Below are 15,777 nucleotides of genomic sequence, written 5' to 3'. Positions count from 1 at the left end.
ACCCTATCGCCTCCGGGCACGGAGGCGGCAGGAACCGGTTATTTAACCACTTCCACCACCGGCATTTTATATTTACCCTCGCGGATCGCTTTATCTGGCCCGTATAAACGCAGCACAATATACGCATCCTTTTCCGGGATTGGTAACCAGTTGGGATTACTGGCCTCACCGTTGGCGCTCAGGTCGATGGTGTACATCCCCTGCGCATCGGGTTTCAGCGTACGATCGCCGCGACTGTGGCGATTTATATCGTTATGCGCCATCAGTTTATTGTCGGAACCATACACGGTAAAACTCCAGAACTGGCTAACGTTGGGTGCTTTAAAGTGCATACGATATTTTTTACCGTTGGCACCATTAATGTTTTTACCATCAGAACCTTGCACTGCCTGAAGATAAACAGATTCTTCCGGCGGTAATCCCCACTGTCCAATAAACGTACCTTCGGCAAACTTATCACGCGGGCTGTTTTGTAATTCAGCACGCGTGCCCAGCAGCCCTTCTGAACTGGTCATTTTCGGTGCCAATTCTTTCAAATACGCCATGCCCAATTCTTCGCCTTTTTTGGCCGCCGCTAATTGCTCCGCGGTGAAATCCGTTTTACAGGGTGCCAGTCCGACGTCTTTGTACTGATCCAGCCATTTTTTGTCGGCTGTCCCCATATCGCCTTCACACAAGAGAAAGTTGACCCGTTGCAGCCAGTTGGTTGTTGCCGGATCGGGCCATTGGTATTCCTTCGCTTTCGGCCCTGGTTCGCCGAGATAGGCCGACAATGTGCGGATATTCCAGTCATCCATATAACTCAGGGCTTTTTTCTCATCTTCCGGGCTGGTCGCCATAATACGCCCCATCAATTTCAGGAGATCGGAATCAACCCGAACCACTTCCGTGATACTGGCCGGCACTTCCCCTTTCCAGCTACGTAAAGCAAACATAAAGTGACCACCTTTGGTGCCACGAGTGCGGGAACCGATCATCGAGGTGGTGTAATGCCCCATATCCATTGTATGGAGTATCCAGTAGCGCCCTTTGTCCATATCCGGCACGCTGACAATCACCGGTTCGGCACCCACATCTAACCATCCCTGCAGATGGAGCGTGTCGTTGTTAATGGTGGGGTGATCGGTGTAGGTGTCATCGGCAAGATGACGGATATTCTGGAAGCGGTTTAACGGAACGTCTTTTTTCACTGTCGTGTCATAAAAAAACTTGTAGGCTTCATCCATTGAATAAGCGTAAATCCAGGCATCCTCTGCCAGCTTATCCGGGATTTGCGCCCATACTTGTGAACTCAGCGCGCATAATGACAGGGCAATCAGGGCTTTTTTCATTTTTCACTCCACAGACATGTCGGTTGGCTTAAATGCGCTCAATATCTGCTAATTTGAACGTTTTATGGTTAATGGCGTCGGTTGGACCATATAACCGCATCGCAGGTAATGGGCGTTTTCCACTGGTGGGGATCCAGTTGCTTTGCAGTCCATCGGGAGCATGTGGACCGATGTAGAGGGTCACGCTGCCATCCGCATTTTTTTTCATTTTTTCCAGGTCATAGGAAGAGAGAGTGGTGCGGTCGAGAGGGTTGTAAATAAAAGACATGGTGTCGCGGTTATACACGGTGAGCGCCCAGAACTGTTTAACCGGCATCTGCGCAGGCACCACCAGTTTGTACATTACCCCCGCTTCCAGCAGTTGGCCTTTGTTATCCGCCAGCGCCATCAGATATTGGGTAGCCGGAGAAGCGCTGAGTTGTTTTGGCATATAAGTACACCAGAAATATTCAGCGGCACGGTTAATCAGGTCAATCCTGTCTTCATAAACAAAGGTGAAACGCTGATTGTCATCCGCCTGTAACAGCGAAGCATAGTGCCGGTCCGGCCAGAACAGCTTCTCTCGCGGGAAATTATCGAACCAGTGTTGCAGATAAAACCAGGCATCAATCGCGGCCTGGCGCATGGCTTTACGGGTTGTGGCATCGGGATTGAAGGATTTTCCGCGCTCAATCCCCAGTGACAGCAGCATCCCCATCATCACCTTATCCTGCTCCCTGGCAGGTTCGACACTGGCAACCGCGTGCATATCGTCGAAATGGCGCTCATCGTAGAACGGCAATGTGGGATAAACTTCATCACTGGGATCAACGAATTTCTGCGCAGGAGGATTCGCTGCCTCACTGAGGTAATACATGCGCAACTTCTTTGAATACAGGTAAGCATCATTGGCTGATTTACCGGGTGCCAGTACTGAGCGAAATGCAAGGGCGACGCGATAGTTGGGTGATGCAACATGTAGATAACCTTCAGGGATGGCGTCTTTATATCCCGGCGGTGTCAGCAGGTATTTCCCCCCTTTCCCTTTATCCATACCCGATGGTCCGACGTCAGCAATGGTGAATTGCCAGGCATCGACAATTTGTCCGTAAAGACTCCCCTCGGCTCCCGCTTCCGGGACTTCCAGTACAACGGGACCTTTTTGCAGATCGGTAAATGCGGAGATATAAGGGGTGGTACTGTTGGCCGTGATGGCCTCCAGTTTCGGCGTAGCGGTATGTGAATAGGCAATGATATCGTTATCTTTCATGCCGAGGTTTTTAAACGCCGCGCGCCGGAAACTGTAAATGGCCACCGCAGGCATATTCCACAGCACCGCCTCAAAAGCGCGTTGGTATTTTATCTGGTAGTCAAAATCTGCAATGGAACAAACCGCGCCAGCGGGAGGAAAACCTCCCTGGGTTTCACCTTTGTCTCCTGCTCCGTGATGAAGTGGAATTTTTTTTACTGCGGTGATCTGTTGCGCTCCTGCGTGCTTTATCACCGCGAATCCGGCGGCGACACCGACGACTAACTTGTAAAACTCTCTGCGTGATACCGACATGATTATCTCCTTGAACGGATGAATCCACAGGTATAGCTGGCGTTAGTTTTAAGTGTTTTAACGGCTTTGATGGTATGAGATGGCAATAGCAAAGGAAGCAACACCTTGAACAGATGCATTGTCAGTGTAGTTCGGGTTAATGATTTTGTTGTAGCGGCATGATTTATTGCGCATCCGGTCAATGTGAAGAAATAAATATCGCGCCCTGATGTTCAGGTGGCACGGCAAAATGTTGCTGCATTCTGCGACTTTCCTCTGCGGGTGGCAGGCCAAACAGGCGTTTGAATTCGCGGTTAAACTGCGACGGGCTTTCATAACCCACCGCAAAGCTGGCGGCAGCAGCGGTCATCTCCTGACGCACCATCAACATCCTCGCCTGATGCAGACGTACCGATTTCACATACTGCATCGGCGCGGTACCGGTGATGGTCTTGAAGTGGCTGTGAAAGGTGGGCACGCTCATCCCCGCTTCTGCCGCCAGTTGCGCCAGCGTCAGTGCCTGCGCATAGGTGGCGTGGATCTGGCGCAGCGCTTTGCCAATTTTGCCAAACTGTCCCTGCTGCGTCAGCGCCGAACGCATTACACTGCCCTGCGCGCCGGTCAGCACCCGGTAATACAATTCACGCATCAGGGCTGGCCCGAGAATGGCCGCATCACGCGGATGATGCAGCGCTTGCAGAAAACGCAGCACAGAATCTTGCATCACCGCATCCATCGGGGTGGACATCATGCTTTGCGGTGCCGGTATCGGTTCGGCACCGCCCTGCTGTTCGAGTTGCAGCAACAACTCCGCCGCGACGGCGAAATCCAAATGCAGATAAATAGCCAGCAATGGCTGCTCCGGGCTGGCATCGGTTTCCATCACAAACGGCACCGGTACTGACACCGCAAGGTAATGCTGAGCGTCATACACATAAACCCGATCGCCAAGATAACCACGCTTGCAGCCCTGACAAACGATGACGATACCGGGATCGTACAGCACCGGCGTGCGTGCCAAAGGACGGTCGGATCGCAGGATGCGTACCTGCTCCAGCGCGGTCAGGTTATAGCCTTCTTCCGGTGCCAGCGCGCGCAGCAATGCCACCATGCTGGTCTGAATCTGCTCACTCATAAAATTACCCACTCATAAGATTAGGCAATAAAACCAGAAGATACGGCCTCAGCACAACAAGAAATGAAGAATATTATGCATCCTCACTTGTTAGCGGGAGCCTATCTTATGTCATCTACCAAAACGTTATTCATTACCGGTGTCAGCAGCGGCTTTGGTCGTGCTCTGGCACAACAGGCACTAAGCCAGGGTCATCGGGTGATCGGCACCGTGCGTAATCAGGCCGCCGGAGAGGCATTTGAAGCGCTTAAACCTGGTTTCGCCACCGCCTGCCTGCTGGACGTGACTGATTTCAGCGCCATCGACAGCACCGTTGCTGCACTGGAAGAGGAAGTGGGTCCGATTGATGTGCTGGTCAACAATGCCGGTTACGGCCATGAAGGGGTGATGGAAGAATCTTCCCTGGAGGAGATGCGTCGTCAGTTTGATGTCAACGTATTTGGCGCTGTCGCCATGATCAAGGCGGTGCTGCCGTTTATGCGCCAGCGCCGGCGCGGCCACATCATCAACATCACCTCGATGGGCGGTTTTATCACCATGCCGGGTATCACTTATTATTGCGGCAGCAAGTTCGCGCTGGAGGGGATTTCTGAAGCGTTGGGTAAAGAGGTACAACCCTTCGGTATCTTCGTCACTGCGGTCGCACCGGGATCGTTTCGTACCGACTGGGCGGGTCGTTCGATGGTGCGTAGCGAAAGGAGCATTGCCGATTACGATGCGTTGTTTGACCCCATCCGCCAGGCGCGTGCCGAAAAAAGTGGTAAGCAACTGGGTGATCCGCAAAAAGCCGCTGTGGCGATGCTGGACATCATCGGCAGCGCTAACCCTCCGGCACATTTGCTTCTGGGCAGTGATGCTCTGACGCTGGTGCGCGATAAATTCACCGCATTGAATGAGGATATTAATCGCTGGGAAAAACTGACACGTTCAACCGATGGTGAATAATGAATTGTCAGGTAGTGTAAATTATTTAACCTGATGGAAAAATGCGCCAGCACCTTATTTCTCTGATTAATGCTGGCGCGGTTTATTAAAATTTATCCGACGAGATTACCACACAGAATATAGGTTATCTGGTCAGGGTTTCGAGAAAGAGAAATGCGGATCAATAACGAATTTCTTCGGTACGCCAGAATCAAATTCACTGTAGCCGCGCGGCGCATCTTCCAGTGAAATCACTTCAACCCCAACAATTTTGGCAATCGGAATACGATCCCACAGAATGGCTTGCATCAGCTGGCGATTATATTTCATCACCGGTGCCTGCCCGGTATGGAAGGCGTGTGATTTGGCCCAGCCCAGTCCCAGACGAATGCTCAGGCTGCCCATTTTTGCTGCCTTATCGACAGCGCCAGGATCTTCCGTGACATACAGGCCGGGAATACCGATTTTACCTGCGACTCGCGTCACCTGCATCAGCGCATTGAGAACGGTTGCCGGTGCTTCATGCTGCGCCCCTTCGTGACCATGCCCACGGGCTTCAAAGCCTACGGCATCGATGGCGCAATCCACTTCCGGCTCACCGAGGATGGCAGCAATCTGCTCATGCAGCGGTGTATCCTGACTTAAATCAACCACTTCGAAACCCTGTTCTGCCGCATGTTTGATGCGTGCGCCATTCATATCACCAACGATCACCACCGCCGCACCCAACAGGCGTGCAGAAGCAGCGGCCGCCATGCCGACCGGACCCGCACCCGCCACATAGACGGTGCTACCTGGTCCTACCCCCGCCGTCACCGCCCCGTGAAAGCCGGTGGGCAGGATGTCGGAAAGGCAGGTTAAGTCTTTGATTTTCTCCAGTGCCTGCTCGCGATCCGGCAGCTTGAGTAAGTTGAAATCGGCATAGGGCACCAGTACATATTCAGCCTGCCCCCCCACCCAATCCCCCATATCCACATAACCATAGGCCCCACCGGCACGCGCCGGGTTTACCGTCAGACAGACGCCGGTGTGTTGTTCTTTACAGGAACGACAGCGCCCGCAGGCGACGTTGAACGGCACTGAGACCACATCACCGATCTCAAAGCGTTCCACATCGCGACCTTTTTCGATCACCTCCCCGGTGATTTCATGCCCCAGCACTAACCCAACCTGGGCGGTGGTGCGCCCGCGCACCATATGCTGGTCGGATCCGCATATATTAGTGGAGAGTACTTTGAGGATCACTCCGTGTTCTATTTTCTTGCCCCTGGGATCGTGCATTTTCGGATAATCAATCGACTGGACTTCAACTTTGCCATTACCTATGTATACCACTCCGCGGTTTTCAGACATGTGAGCACCTTTCAGAAAGTATTAATTTTTAAATGTCGCCGTTGAGCATAGGATCATACTCTGCGCCTCTAAGCTTAATAACTCCCCTGCACGCGGTTGTGCTTTCTGCGTTTATTATTCTCGATGTGTGCAAAGCATCACAATTAAATTAAACATCATTCAACTTGTGGATAATTTCAGTGCGGTATTTATTCAGGCCAAAATTTATTTACTGCTTCGCTTAAATAGCAGATATACAGCGGCGCTGTGGCCGGTTTTTGTTAGTCGATGTTGTAGTATGTTGTAATCAAAGTGGTGCCGGGAGTGTTTCTGAAACGCGTGATAAATCACGCCGCTACCGCCACATTTGTAGCGGCGCGATTTATCGCGCAAAGCCAAAGACCTGATGCTAACGCAGTTTTGCGCAGGCGGTCAGCAACCGCTGGCACGCCGTTTCCAGCAGCGCATCGTCCACCGCATAGGCGATACGCAGATAGCCCGGCGTCCCAAACGCCGAACCATGCAGCACCGCCACCTGGGCTTCCGCCAGCAGCCAGGAGGCCAGCGCCTTATCATCGCTGATCACCTCTCCGCCCGGCGTACGGCGCCCCATCAACCCCTGGCAATTGGCAAACACATAAAATGCGCCTTGTGGGGCACTGGCACTCAGTCCGTCGGTGGCCGCGATCATCGCCAGCACCTGGTTACGACGCTGTTCCAGTTTTGCCAGCCAGCCCAGCAGAAAATCAGCCGGTTGATTCAACGCTGCCACCGCCGCCGCCTGGGCGATGCTGCTGGCATTGGAGGTGCTTTGCGATTGCAGCACCTGCATCGCCGCAATCAGCCAGCGCGGTCCCGCCGCATAGCCCAGACGCCAGCCGGTCATGGCATGGCTTTTTGACACGCCGTTCACCGTCAGGGTGCGATGTGCCAGTTGGGGTGCCACTTCGGCAAAGGTCGCGAACGGTGTCTGGTCATAACGCAGCGGTTCATAGATATCATCGGCCATAATCAGCACATGCGGATGATCGGACAGCACATCTGCCAGCGCCCGCAGCTCCTGGGCGCTATAAATCGCACCGGTTGGATTGCCCGGCGAATTGAGGATCACCCAGCGCGTTTCCGACGTCAGGGCCGCCGCCAGCTGCGCCGGTTGTAGCTTCCAGCCGTCCGCTTCAGCGCAGGGAACAATCACCGGCTCACCTTCCGCCAGCGTGACCATGTCCGGGTAAGACACCCAGTAAGGGGCGGGAATGATCACCTGCTGGCCTGCATCGACCGTCGCCAGCAGCGCATTAAAAATCAGCTGCTTCGCTCCGCTACCGGCGATGATTTCATCTGGCGCGAACTGCAACTGATTGTCACGGGCAAATTTACCGGCAATCGCCGCCTTCAATGCTGCGGTACCCGTCACGGCGGTGTACTTGGTTTGCTGCTGCACAATGGCTTCGATGCCGGCATAGCTGATTGACGCCGGGGTGGCAAAATCCAGCTCCCCCTCGCCCAGATTGATCACCGCTTTGCCCGCTGCTTCCAGTTCACGTACCTGGTCAGAAATGGTCGCGGTTGGCGAAGGTCGTACCCGCTGCATGCGCCGGGCCGTTTGACTGTTATTCATAAATCCTCTTTTGTATCTGATGATTCAACTAATACAATTATTCATCCAACATCAGCAGGAAAATTGCCGTGTCACTGATATTCATTCTCGATGATTCACCCTTATCGGCCCGTTACGGTGTCACCGCCAGCCTGTGGGCTAATCAACTCGGGTTGCCGTTATGGAGCCTGCGCCCCAGCTTTAGCGGCGATGTGCCCGATAGCCATCAACACGTTATTCCCGCCGGTTATTGCGTCACCAGCGGCCTGTATCGCAGCGATACGCTGCAACAGGAAGTCAGCAGCGCCGACTCGCTACCGAACGCTGGCGCAGTGATCGTCTTACCTGCCGCGCGTGCCGCTGCGATCGTCGAGCTGCCTGGCACCCGGCTGTTCAGCCACGACAGCGGCCAGACGCTGGTACTGCGCGATGACACCCAGCCGCTGCTCACCCTGCATACCGACCACTATGGTCGCTGGTCTACCGCACCAGCCGCTGAACCTGCCAGCACGTTGCGTATTGGCCTGATTGGCCGCGAAGCTGACCATCGTCAGGCTTATCCGGCCACGCTGGCGGCGCTGGGTGATGCAGCATCCGCATTGCATCTGACGCTCGACATCCACTTCCTGCCACCCGCCTCGCTCTCCGCCAGCCTGGATGAACTGGAGGGGCTGCATGGCGTGCTGCTGCCGGGTGGATCATCAATGGCGGCGGTACAGGGACAAATCCGCGTCGCGCAAGCCACGGTGACCCGCCCACTCCCCACCCTCGGGCTGTGTCTCGGGATGCAGAGCATGGCTACGGCTGCCGTGCGCCAGCAGCCAGCGTGCGAACAGGCGATTCTGGCGGAGGTCGCCCCCGATGCGGCACTGCACAGCTTTGTCGCCTTCGCCGATGGTCATCACCGTTGCGGGGTGCTGCCATTTCATGACGGTGCCATGCACTACAACCATCGTTATCGCTTTAATCCGCAGTTATTTGCTCAACTCAGCGCCAGTGGCGTGCAGGTCAACGCGCAGACCGACGATATCGTTGAGGGTATAACCCTGCCCGATCATCTGTTCTGGCAGGGGGTGCAGGGCCATCCCGAACTGGCATCGCGTCCGGACGCCCCGCACCCGCTGCTCACCGCGTTTCTACAGGCGGCGCTTACTCAGCGAGGGTAACGCCGGTACGCGCATCGCTGGCCAGTTTGCGCATCACGCTGGTCAGCGCTGTCTGGGCTTCGGCAGAAATATCCAGCAACGGCGCACGTACGCGACCACCGTTAAAGCCACGCAACGCCATTGCCGCTTTCACCAACTGCGGCTGACCGTGCTGACGCGCCAGGGCACGGTAGTCGTACCACAGCTGATGAAGATCGCGCGCTGTGCCCGCATCGCCTTTTTCCACCGCGCGGAATGTCGCCAACACCAGCTCCGGCAGCGCCCCGCTGTTGGTGGTGCTGATACCGTCAAAGCCAGCCATCATCGGGCCTAAGAACGCGAGGTCCGAGGCGCAGAACAGACGCAGACGTCCACGCAGGCGGTTGGCGATCTGGTCGATGGCGGTCGGGTTAAGATCCCCCTGTTTGATCCCCACCACACCCGTGACATCCGCCAGTTGCTCCAGCAAAGCGGGTGACAGCGTGATACCAATGCCCGGTGCGTTGTAGACCAGGATGCCGGTTTTAGATAACGGTGCCATCTCTTTGAAATAAGACAGGATTTGTGCGTCGGTGATTTCGCTGACGTACGGTGCAGTGACCATCGGTAAACCACCCAAATCGCCCGCCAGAATGGTCAGTTCACGCGCATCACGCGGGTCTGAGCTGGCGCTGCACAGCATCACCGGGATACGGTCCTGCACGCAATCCATCACCTGATGGAACAATTCACGGCGCTCGGCCAGTGACATCACCGGAAACTCGCCATACGTCCCGCCAATCAGAATGCCGTCATAACCAAGACCAATGACGCGCTCAATGTTTTCCCGCAGGGCAGCGAAGTCGATAGCGCCGTTAGCCGCAAACGGCGTGACGGTGATGTTGAAAATGCCACGCAGGCGTTCACGGCATTCGTTGATATCTTTCATGGAAATTCCTTACAGCAAAGTTAATGGACGAGAGAGACTGCCAAGCTGGCGATAACCGGTTTCCGTGACCACCACGGTTTCACTGACGCCAACGGTGAATTCGCCGTAAATGCGCAGGGCCGGTGGAATATGGAAGGTCATGCCTGGCTGCAATTCGGTGGTAACACCGCTGTACAGGCTGAGAATGCCGCCTTCGCCCCAGTCCGGTGCGAAAGAGACACCGATGGAATAACCGGTGCGTTTTTTGAAATGTTCGGTGAAACCGGCACGATCGATCACTTTCTGGCAGGCGATATGCGGCTCGGCACAGGTGGCACCCGGACGGATGGCATCCAGTGCCGCCTGCAACGCTTCCTGGCACACTTTTTCCATTTCCAGCGCAATCGCCGGTGGGCGACCAATCCACGCCGAACGCATCAGCGCAGCGTGGTAGCGATCATGCGCAGCAGCCATTTCGAGGAATACTGGCTCGTTATCCTGCATCACGCGACGACGCCAGGTGCCGTGCGGCACACCACTGCGTGGTCCAGTGGACACCAGCGGCTCCATCCCGACATATTCAGAACCGGCCGCGATGGCGGCACCCATCATCGCGGACACCAGCGCGTTTTCATCGCTGCCGCTGCGAATCGCTGCCATACCGGCACGCATACCCGCATCAACATAACGTGCCGCGGTGGCGATTTTTTCCACTTCTGCCGCAGACTTCACCGCACGCAGCGGTTCGATCACCCCTGCGGTGTCGGCGATGGTACCGAGCTTGCTTTGCAGCAGTTCGTAGACAGCAATCGGCAGGAACCAGCCGCGTTTGTCCAGCCCGATGCGCTTATTCAGCCAGCCACGCTGTTGCAACATGCCGACAAGAAAATCCACCGGGTTATCGCCATCCTGATAGATGGCGGCGTCAGAAATAAAGGTGTTGGCGATAAAGTTGAAGTATTCCAGCTGGCGAATCACAAACACCGGATCCCCTTCTACCGGCAGCAGCAGCGCCTGGAAGGTGTAATAACCGGGGGTTTGCTGACCGGTGAGCCAGAAGATATTTTCCGGCCCGGTGACGATCATCACATCGACACCGGCGGCGCTAAGACGCTCACGGGTGCGCTGAATACGCAGTGCATACTCGCCCGCGCTGAAGGCGGATTCACTGCCCTGAACCACATTATTAAGCTGTTGCATCACTAAACTCCTGGAGGAAAGTGGCGCGGGCGGCAGAAAACTGCACACCCAGGCCGGGAGAATCATTCACGGCGACCTGGCCGTGGGCATAAGCGAGGCCGCTGACCGGGTCATCGGTTAAACCATCAGCGCCGTAAAGTTCGGCGAACGCCGGTTGCAGCACGCGGCACAGCTGTAACGCCGCTGCCGTCGCCGCATGGCCTTCGTTCATCTGACCAATCATGAAAGGAACCGCTGCTTTTTGCAGACGTCGTGCCGCTGCCAGCGTCGGTGCCAGTCCACCCAATTTGACCAGCTTGAGATGGCCCCACAGCGCCCCTTCGGCAGCGATCAGGCGATCGATGGCCGCGTTGCTGTTAAGGCTTTCGTCGAGCATGATCGGGATGGCATACGGGTACAGCTCCGCCAGATGCCGGTCATCAGCGACGGCCAGCGGCTGCTCGATATAACTCAGCTGAAGTTCACCCAATTGCGGCAGCGCCTGGTGGGCCTGCGCCAGCGACCACTGGCCGTTAACGTCGATCGCCAGTGAGATCTGGTCACCGAAGGTGTCGCGCAACGCCTGTAAACGCGCCAGATCGGTGGCGAAATCCGCCACCCCGGTGCGCAGTTTCAACTGGGTAAAACCGCGTTCGACATAGCCTTGCGCCTGAGCCAACAGTTGCGTTTCGCTGCCCCAGAACAGCGTCTGGTTGGTGGCGAAACCCCATGCCGCGGCTGGTGCACCCAGCCAGGCTGCCAGGCTGACGCCCTGCTGACGTGCCAGCAGGTCATGCAGCGCCATATCCAGCACCATGCGTGACGGAGCCAGCAGCGGGCTATCCTCGGCGTGCACGGCGGCCAGCATGCTGTGCGCATCGGCCTGCCAGTCCCACTGCGCCAGCGTCGCCAGCAGATTGTTCAGCACCTGTTGTTCGCTGTAGCCATGCAGATAAGCGATGTTGAGTCGCACTTCTCCGATGCCCTGCACACCCTGATCTTCCAGCTGTAGCCACAGGGTATCGAGCGCATGTACCGCGCCGGAAGCTGCGGTATGCAGCGTCACCCCGGCGTAATGCAGGTCGCCGCGCCAGAGTTGCGCCTTCACGCGTGAGCCTCCGCAGGCAGCATCGCCAGCGCGATATCGAGATAGATGTAAGCCGCAGCGATAAACTCCTCTACCGGGACAAACTCGTCCGGCTTATGCGCCACCGCCAGCGCGCCGGGGCCGACCACCACACCTTTGGCACCGAGGGTACGGAAATGCACCAAATCACAGCCGCCCTGGAAACCAAACGGGCCGGGTTCAGGCTGACCATGCCGACGGCAGGCTGCCAGGCTGTGCTGCACAATGGCTTCATTGCTGTCAGTTTCGGTTGCGCCACCGGTGGTCGGTTGCCAGGCGATGATTTCCGCCTCAACACCGGATTGTTCTCTGGCGTGATCGAGCAACTGTTGCAGCTCCGCTTTCACCTCTGTTTCGTCTTCGCCAGGCACCATGCGGCGATCCAGCAGCAGTTCGCAGTTATCCGGCACCACGTTATCGGCGTGCCCGCCATGCACACGGGTGACGGTCAAACTGGCGTTGCCCACCAGCGCGTGGCAGCGGCAGCGCACCTGCTGCTGATGCGCCTCCTCGATCAACCCGAGCAGTTTCGCCGACTGGTAAATCGCGTTGATACCCAACTCCGGCGTACCGGAATGCGCCGTCACGCCTTTCACCCGCACACGCGGACGCAGGCTGCCTTTGTGGGCCGAGAAGGTCGCGTTAGAAGTCGGTTCACCAATCACCGCAAAATCGATAGCGGGCGGTTGATCGCGCACATAAAACTTCGCCCCTTCACTCGCCACTTCTTCATCCGCCGTGAACACGCCCATTAGCGTGCCGGACCAGCTGTGACGGTTCGCCGCCAGCATGCGCAGCGCTTCCACCATCGCCACCAGCGGGCCTTTGGCATCACAGGCACCACGACCGTATAAACGCCCTTCACGCTCGGTCAGGGTAAAGGGATCGCTCGACCAACCGGTCCCGGCCGGGACGGTGTCGAGGTGGGTATTAAAGGCAAAACAGGGGCCGTCGCCGTTTTTCAGCAGCGCGATCACGTTGGTGCGCCCTGGCGCATACTCGCTAAACGAGAGGTCAAAACCCGCTTCGCGCAGCCAGCCTGCTACGCACTCGGCGGCCTCACGTTCGTGACCGGGCGGGTTTTCGGTATTGATGGCGACCAGTGCGGTAAGATCCCGCTTCATGCGCACACTGTCTGCCTGGTAACTACTCATAGGTACTCCGCTATTAATGTAAGATCTGGTCGAGGAAACGTTTGGCGCGTTCGCTGACCTGGCCGGTAAAAAAGTCCTGGGCGCTGGCGCGTTCGAGAATTTCGCCCTCTTCCATAAACAAGATTTGATTGGCAGCGCGGCGGGCAAAACCCATTTCATGGGTTACGACCATGCTGGTCATGCCTTCGGCACTCAGCTCCGCCATCACATCCAGCACTTCACGGATCATTTCCGGATCCAGCGCTGAGGTCGGTTCGTCGTACAACATCAGTTCGGGTTTCATCGCCAGCGCGCGGGCAATCGCCACACGCTGCTGCTGGCCGCCGGAAAGCTCATCCGGGAAGTGATCGGCGCGCTCATTGATACGCACCTTTGCCAGCAGCATTTCGGCCTGTTTGCGCGCCTCAATGCGGTTGATGCCCAGCACCGTCATCGGGGCCAGCATGATGTTTTCCGCAGCGGTGAGATGGGAAAACAACTCGTAGTTCTGAAACACCATGCCAATACGCTGGCGCAGCTGATGCGGCGGAACTTCGCCACGGCTGATGTTTTGCCGGGCAAAAAACACATCGCCACTGTCAGCCGGGGACAGCAAATTGACACAACGCAGCAGCGTCGATTTACCCGAACCGGACGGGCCAATCAGCACCACGGTTTCACCGCGATTCACGCTCAGCGAGCAGTTTTTCAGTACGGTCTGACGACCAAAGGTTTTATCGATGCCGATCATTTCCAGCAGCGGTTTACGTTCCTGGTTCATGACACCTCCCGGGCAGGTTTAGGCAACTTCATTTCATGGGATTGTGCTTTCTGACTTTTGCGGCGGCGCTGTTTCGGGTCGAGGGTGCGCTCCAGCCATGACTGGAAAATCATGAACAGCGTGGTCAGCAGCAGATAGTAGATACCGGCAGCGCACAGCGCTTCGAAGTAGCGGAAACTGGCGCTGGCCGCCTGATTCGCCACCAGCAGCAGCTCCTGCACCGCAATCACCGACACCAGCGCACTCGATTTCAGCATGCTGATCATCTGGTTACCCATCGGTGGCAGTACAATGCGTGCCGCCTGCGGTAACACGATCTTGCGCATGATCTGCGCGTTGGTCATACCCAGCGCCATACCGGCGGTACGTTGCCCGCTTTTCACTGCCTGGAGACCGGAACGCAGTATCTCAGCCATATACGCACCTTCATTGAGCGAAAGCGCCAGCACTGCACAGGTAAACGCGGAGAAGCGTAAGCCGAAGCCTGGCAGCACGTTGTAGACAAAGATGATCTGGAATAGCACTGGCGTGCCACGAAACAGCCACAGGTAGAAAAAGGCCAGGGCCTTTCCGGCGCGAAAAGGAGCCTCCTGTAGCAGGGCCAGTACCAGACCCAGCACCACGCCACACAACAGTGAGCAAAGGGTGATGAGCAGTGTCATCCACGCACCCTGCAAAAACTCAGGGGAAAGGAAGTACTGCCACATTAAATCAATCGACATAGCTATCTCCGGTTAACGGCTTAAAAAGCATTAAAAAATGGCAACGGAATCCGGGAAGTTCCATTTCTCAATCAGTTGCTTGTAGGTGCCATCTTTCACCAGGCTTTGCAGGCCCTTCTCCAGCTGTGCTTTGGTTTCGGCATCCCCTTTACGCACGGCAAAGGCGATATGGGTATCGGCTTCAAATTCCGGACCTACCGCTTCGAACATGCCGGGTTTCTCGCTGAACAGCGCCAGGGTGCCCGGCGTAGAGAGGAATTCTGCATCAGCGCGGCCCTGAGCAACGGCAACCGCAGAGTCAGTGGCCGCCGGGAAGGTCAGCACGTTGATCGCGGCTTTGCTGGCGGCCACGCAATTTTTGTTGTCCACCCGCGCCTGACTCTCTTCGATGCCACCCAGAGTAACGGCGATGGTTTTGCCGCACAGCGACATATCACGACCGGTGATGCCAGCCGAATTACCTTTACGCACCACCACGCGGCTGCCGATCTTCAGGTAAGGCACAAAATCCACCTGGGTGGCGCGGGTCGGGTTGACGTACATCGCTGAGTTGATGATGTCGAGGCGATTGCCCTGTAAGGCCGGGATCAGTCCTTTGAACTCCATCGCCATCGGCGCAGGCGTGAGTTTGAGTTCTTTACTCAGTGCCGTGATCAGGTCGATATCGAAGCCAGTGAGCTTGCCGTCTTTGACAAATTCGTACGGCATAAAGGTGGCGGCGGTGCCATAAGTCAGTTTGCCGGGGGTAACACTTTCCCCTGCGGCATGGCTGGCAAGTGGCAGCAGCGCCAGTGTGAACATCAATCCGCGCAGGCGGTTAGGGGTGAAATACGAGCTGGACATAGTCGTCTCCTGGTTAATATTTTGGATTTTATGAATCAACAAATACAATCATGATGACAAAAACACGTCCCTTCCTGGTGCACTTGCACGCTTATCGTGC

At 56.2% G+C, this 15,777-nt stretch carries 14 protein-coding genes; 2 read left to right on the top strand and 12 right to left on the bottom strand.

The annotated features are described in order from the left end of the window. Positions 1–38: 38 nt before the first annotated feature. The 3 genes from RCF31_RS20615 to RCF31_RS20605 all read right to left on the bottom strand — a co-directional run bounded on the left by RCF31_RS20615 (position 39) and on the right by RCF31_RS20605 (position 3,988). The gene (locus RCF31_RS20615) at positions 39–1,331 is read right to left on the bottom strand and encodes a DUF1254 domain-containing protein (RefSeq protein WP_416413662.1); all 1,293 of its coding nucleotides are present in this window, start codon (positions 1,329–1,331) and stop codon (positions 39–41) included. A 28-nt stretch (positions 1,332–1,359) separates the two neighbouring features. Further along, a complete protein-coding gene (locus RCF31_RS20610) occupies positions 1,360–2,874 on the bottom strand; it encodes a DUF1254 domain-containing protein (protein ID WP_416413661.1) in 1,515 nt (504 codons plus the stop codon). Between the two features lie 178 nt (positions 2,875–3,052). Beyond that, complete coding sequence (locus RCF31_RS20605) at positions 3,053–3,988, bottom strand: AraC family transcriptional regulator (protein WP_416413660.1); 936 nt, start codon at positions 3,986–3,988, stop codon at positions 3,053–3,055. A 108-nt stretch (positions 3,989–4,096) separates the two neighbouring features. Between RCF31_RS20605 and RCF31_RS20600 the strand changes: the two genes are divergently transcribed. Beyond that, positions 4,097–4,933 carry an oxidoreductase gene (locus RCF31_RS20600; protein ID WP_416413659.1) on the top strand — a complete coding sequence of 279 codons (837 nt, stop codon included), beginning with the start codon at positions 4,097–4,099 and terminating at the stop codon, positions 4,931–4,933. Between the two features lie 132 nt (positions 4,934–5,065). Here the strand turns inward: RCF31_RS20600 and fdhA are convergent, their stop codons facing one another. Then, on the bottom strand, positions 5,066–6,265 hold the full coding sequence (fdhA, locus tag RCF31_RS20595; protein ID WP_313687227.1) for a formaldehyde dehydrogenase, glutathione-independent: 1,200 nt from the start codon (positions 6,263–6,265) through the stop codon (positions 5,066–5,068). Between the two features lie 388 nt (positions 6,266–6,653). After that, the gene (locus tag RCF31_RS20590) at positions 6,654–7,862 is read right to left on the bottom strand and encodes a pyridoxal phosphate-dependent aminotransferase (protein ID WP_416413658.1); all 1,209 of its coding nucleotides are present in this window, start codon (positions 7,860–7,862) and stop codon (positions 6,654–6,656) included. Between the two features lie 68 nt (positions 7,863–7,930). On the opposite strand from RCF31_RS20590, the gene RCF31_RS20585 reads away from it, so the two are divergent. After that, positions 7,931–9,007: a glutamine amidotransferase-related protein gene (locus tag RCF31_RS20585; RefSeq protein ID WP_416413656.1), complete on the top strand. Its 1,077-nt coding sequence runs from the start codon at positions 7,931–7,933 to the stop codon at positions 9,005–9,007. Here the strand turns inward: RCF31_RS20585 and RCF31_RS20580 are convergent. The 7 genes from RCF31_RS20580 to RCF31_RS20550 are packed head-to-tail and all read right to left on the bottom strand — an operon-like array spanning position 8,991 to position 15,677. After that, the gene (locus RCF31_RS20580; RefSeq protein ID WP_416413655.1) at positions 8,991–9,914 is read right to left on the bottom strand and encodes a dihydrodipicolinate synthase family protein; all 924 of its coding nucleotides are present in this window, start codon (positions 9,912–9,914) and stop codon (positions 8,991–8,993) included. The two genes, RCF31_RS20585 and RCF31_RS20580, sit on opposite strands and share 17 nt — an antisense overlap. 9 nt (positions 9,915–9,923) lie before the next feature. Continuing rightward, the gene (locus RCF31_RS20575) at positions 9,924–11,093 is read right to left on the bottom strand and encodes a M24 family metallopeptidase (RefSeq protein ID WP_416413654.1); all 1,170 of its coding nucleotides are present in this window, start codon (positions 11,091–11,093) and stop codon (positions 9,924–9,926) included. Continuing rightward, positions 11,080–12,180 carry a mandelate racemase/muconate lactonizing enzyme family protein gene (locus RCF31_RS20570; RefSeq protein WP_416413653.1) on the bottom strand — a complete coding sequence of 367 codons (1,101 nt, stop codon included), beginning with the start codon at positions 12,178–12,180 and terminating at the stop codon, positions 11,080–11,082. The genes RCF31_RS20575 and RCF31_RS20570 overlap by 14 nt, the downstream gene beginning before the upstream one ends. Then, on the bottom strand, positions 12,177–13,352 hold the full coding sequence (locus tag RCF31_RS20565; RefSeq protein WP_416413652.1) for a M20 family metallopeptidase: 1,176 nt from the start codon (positions 13,350–13,352) through the stop codon (positions 12,177–12,179). Before RCF31_RS20565 ends, RCF31_RS20570 begins: the two co-directional genes overlap by 4 nt. 13 nt (positions 13,353–13,365) lie before the next feature. Continuing rightward, positions 13,366–14,112: an amino acid ABC transporter ATP-binding protein gene (locus tag RCF31_RS20560; RefSeq protein ID WP_299450890.1), complete on the bottom strand. Its 747-nt coding sequence runs from the start codon at positions 14,110–14,112 to the stop codon at positions 13,366–13,368. Further along, a complete protein-coding gene (locus RCF31_RS20555) occupies positions 14,109–14,834 on the bottom strand; it encodes an amino acid ABC transporter permease (protein ID WP_084880870.1) in 726 nt (241 codons plus the stop codon). The genes RCF31_RS20560 and RCF31_RS20555 overlap by 4 nt, the downstream gene beginning before the upstream one ends. Before the next feature lie 30 nt (positions 14,835–14,864). Beyond that, a complete protein-coding gene (locus RCF31_RS20550) occupies positions 14,865–15,677 on the bottom strand; it encodes an ABC transporter substrate-binding protein (RefSeq protein WP_416413651.1) in 813 nt (270 codons plus the stop codon). Between the last annotated feature and the right edge of the window lie 100 nt (positions 15,678–15,777).

The sequence above is a fragment of the Pantoea sp. App145 genome (assembly GCF_047947045.1).
Classification (GTDB): Bacteria; Pseudomonadota; Gammaproteobacteria; order Enterobacterales; family Enterobacteriaceae; genus Pantoea.
Note: the sequence above shows the minus strand (reverse complement) of the source record. Positions and strands in the feature narration are given on the sequence as shown.